Below are 3,353 nucleotides of genomic sequence, written 5' to 3' on the forward strand. Positions count from 1 at the left end.
TACCCTGGGCTCATGACTTAAATAATATATTCAAGTATGTGGATAATTGTTTAGTAGCAATGGATCGGACAAAGAATGCCTACCCTCAACGTGTGACAACAGTTAAATATGAGGAATTAGTGTGTGATCCGGAAGCTGAATCCAAGGCGCTTATGGCGTTTTGCGACTTGCCTTGGGGAGAACAGTGTTTGGATTTTCATAAAGAAGATAAGTTGCTAAGTAGAACGGCGAGTCATGTTCAAATTAGGCGGGAAATAAATCAGGATGCCGTCTCTGCGTATAAACAATATGAAAGTTTCTTTGAGCCTTTTTCAGAAATTTATCATTGGGCTTCTTAGCTAAGCGTTTAATAGCTGGTAAACTGTTTTCTGGATGACTGGCAAAGACCATAAGCCGAATAAAGTCATCATTGCTCCGGCAGAAGAGCGGAACCAGCGTTTTCTAATTGTCGCGGATAGTTTTTGTGCTAATAAACCGCTGCTCAACATTGAAGGCAGGGTGCCTAGGCCAAAAGCAAGCATGATTAGTGCTGAACCGAAGATACTTGCTTCCAAGCTTGCCCAGATCAAAGCCGAGTATACCAAACCACACGGTAGCCAACCCCACACCATGCCAACCACTAGCGCATCTTTGATTGATTTAATAGGCATAAAACGCTTTGATAATGGTTGAATCAAGGGCCAGAGTTTACTACCTAGTTTTTCAGCCCAGAGTATTCCATTAAACCATTGGCCTAGGTATAAACCCATTAGAATTAACATTGTTGCAGCTAAATATCTGAGAACCTCTAAGGCTGCTAATTGTTTGCTCAGCCAGAAACCAAGGCTGCCAACAATCAGTCCTGCGATGCAATAACTTATAACGCGCCCCAGATTATAGGAGAGTAAGAAGCTTGCCTTGTTTGATGATGAGGTATGTAAACCTAAGGCACTTGCTAAACCTCCGCACATTCCCAAGCAATGTGCAGAGCCTAGAAAGCCAAGCATAAAGGCAGAAATAAGAATACCGGGGTCATTTAGCAAACTTAGTCGTCCGATTTTTCACTATGTTGACTGTCTTTAGTATTCAGGTCTTTCTTTTGAGTTTTGTTGTTTTGCCCCGGGATCATGTCTTTATCATCATCATAGAGAATGCTGTGCGCGGGGCCTTCCAGGTCATCATACTGTCCGTTCTTAACTGCCCAGCCAAAAATGGCAATCGCTAAAGCAACAAGAATGATTGATAGTGGAATTAGAATATACAATATTTCCATCGAAGCTAACTCTTATCTTAAATCAGTTTAATTGGAGCACCTTTCCAACGCTCGCGACTTGTCCATGTTAGCGCTTTAACCTGAGAGAGTTAAAAACAACTAATAAAGAACTCAAGGACATTCCCAGGGCTGCGAAATAAGGTGGAACCCAACCAGCTGCAGCCATCGGGAGCATGCATAGATTATACATGATGGCCCAGGTCATATTTTGCTTAATGATTTTACGTGTTCTCTGCGCGTTTTGGAAAGCTTCGTTAATAACCGTCATATTTCCATTGAGCAGAATAGCGTCTGAATTTAACTTGGTAATGTCGCTGGCTTCGCCCATCGATATTGATAACTTAGCACCAGACAGGACAGGTAGGTCGTTAATACCATCACCCACCATTGTGACCTGTTTGCCTGCGGCCTGTAAACCTCTGACATAGGCCAATTTTTGCTCGGGCGACTGTTTTGCTTTGTAGTTAGCGATGCCGAGTTTAGAGGCGAGAATGGAGACAGAGTCTTGGTGGTCTCCACTTAATATATGAGTGGTGATACCCGCTTCCTGAAACTGTTTGATGCTTTCTTTACTGTCGGAGCGTAAAGCATCATTTAGCATAAATTGCGCAATCAGGTTCTCGCCATCGCTCAGATATAGGCTTAGGCCATTATGCTGTTGTAATGCTTGTTCGCAACTCTGTTTTAGTTCAACGAGTTCTGCATTGCCCAGTACGTAGTGTTGCCCCTGAAAAAAACCTTCGAGGCCCTTTCCAAGATGGTTTGTAACCCTTTCGGCTGGGCTGGTGAAAAATTCAGAAAAAGGCTTGGCGATCGGGTGGCTGGAGTGGTGTTCTAGTGCGGCAGCGATTTCAAGCGCTTTACTTTCTCCGCAGTGACTAAAAAGCTTCACACCAGAAATGCTGAGTTCACCTTTGGTTAGTGTCCCTGTTTTATCAAAAACAATATCGGTAATCTGGTTCATGGCTTCTTGCGCATGAGATTTGGTGATTAAGAAGCCTTTGCTGCGAAGGAATGTGTTGGCACTGGTCATTGCAGTTGGTGTTGCCAGAGATAAAGCGCAAGGGCAGGTAACAACCAAAACAGATAAAACAATGGTGAATACTTCGTCGGGGTTATTAAAGTACCAGTAGAGACCAACGACGCAAGCCGCGAATAGCACACCTGCTACAAAGTGGCTGGCAATTTTATCTGCCATTAATACGGTTTTGGGCTTCTCACTTGCTGCTTTATCAAGGAGCTTAATAATCGCTGCGACACGGCTCTCTTTGGGAGTAGCGGTAATGCGAACGAATAAGGTATTTTCGACATTAGCGGTGCCACCACTTACCTGAGCCCCAAGCGCTTTTTCAATGGGGAGAAACTCTCCTGTGAGGGCTGACTCGTCGACTTTGGAGACACCTTCAATAACCACGCCATCGGCAGGAAATACTTGGCCCTGTCTAACCACTAGTACCTCTCCAATTTCAAGCTGGTGAGCAGGTTTACTTTTTTCGCCATCTTCGGTTCTAATGATCGCTGTTGTAGGCAATAGTTTACCCATTTCGGCATCGCTGTTCAGGTGCTTATGGCGAGTTTGCATTTCCATAAACCGGCCAAGCAATAGGAAGAAGGTAAACATCGCAACTGAGTCGAAATAGACATCGGTCTCAATGCTTGCTTCGCTGTTTATCGTCAGGAAAGCACTGGCAAAAAACGCGGTCAGGATAGCGAGCGATACAGGGATGTCCATCGTTAAATGACGTGTTTGCAAGTCACGTAAGGCCGCTCGAAAAAATGGTAGCGCTGAAAAGCACACAACGGGTATGCACATTAACATGCTGACCCATCGAAAGAAGGAGATAAACTCGGCATCGATACCGCTATAGATGCCTAGATACAAGGGGACTGAAAACATCATGTTTTGCATCGCCGCTATACCAGCGACAGCGATACGAAACATTGCGCTGCGTTTCTCTTTCTCGGCAAGTTGTCTCGCTTTGTCTTCCTGATAGGGGAAGGCTTTGTAGCCTAGCTTGCGTATTTTAATCAGGATTTTGCTTAGCTTGATCTGTTCATTGTTCCAGCTAAGTAGCGCTTTGTGAGTCGTATGATTGATTGA

Annotated in this window: 4 protein-coding genes; 1 reads left to right on the forward strand and 3 read right to left on the reverse strand. The window is 44.5% G+C overall.

Going from position 1 to position 3,353, the window contains the following annotated elements; genetic code table 11:
• A partial coding sequence (locus tag A3757_RS12860; protein WP_231878269.1) for a sulfotransferase occupies positions 1-338 on the forward strand: 338 nt, incomplete at its 5' end.
• On the opposite strand, the gene A3757_RS12865 is transcribed toward A3757_RS12860, so the two are convergent.
• The 3 genes from A3757_RS12865 to A3757_RS12875 form a co-directional block, all read right to left on the reverse strand.
• Positions 339-1,022: a sulfite exporter TauE/SafE family protein gene (locus A3757_RS12865; RefSeq protein WP_231875596.1), complete on the reverse strand. Its 684-nt coding sequence runs from the start codon at positions 1,020-1,022 to the stop codon at positions 339-341.
• A gap of 2 nt (positions 1,023-1,024) precedes the next feature.
• Positions 1,025-1,252 carry a cbb3-type cytochrome oxidase assembly protein CcoS gene (ccoS, locus tag A3757_RS12870; protein WP_068554477.1) on the reverse strand — a complete coding sequence of 76 codons (228 nt, stop codon included), beginning with the start codon at positions 1,250-1,252 and terminating at the stop codon, positions 1,025-1,027.
• Between the two features lie 67 nt (positions 1,253-1,319).
• Positions 1,320-3,353: cation-translocating P-type ATPase (locus A3757_RS12875; protein ID WP_068739745.1), on the reverse strand; the 2,034-nt coding region annotated here is incomplete at its 5' end.

This window comes from Oleiphilus sp. HI0117, from assembly GCF_001635235.1.

What these genes read in the sequence shown, in the direction of transcription:
- ccoS (WP_068554477.1), bottom strand. Translation starts at nt 1,252, where the DNA reads ATGGAAATATTGTATATTCTAATTCCACTATCAATCATTCTTGTTGCT.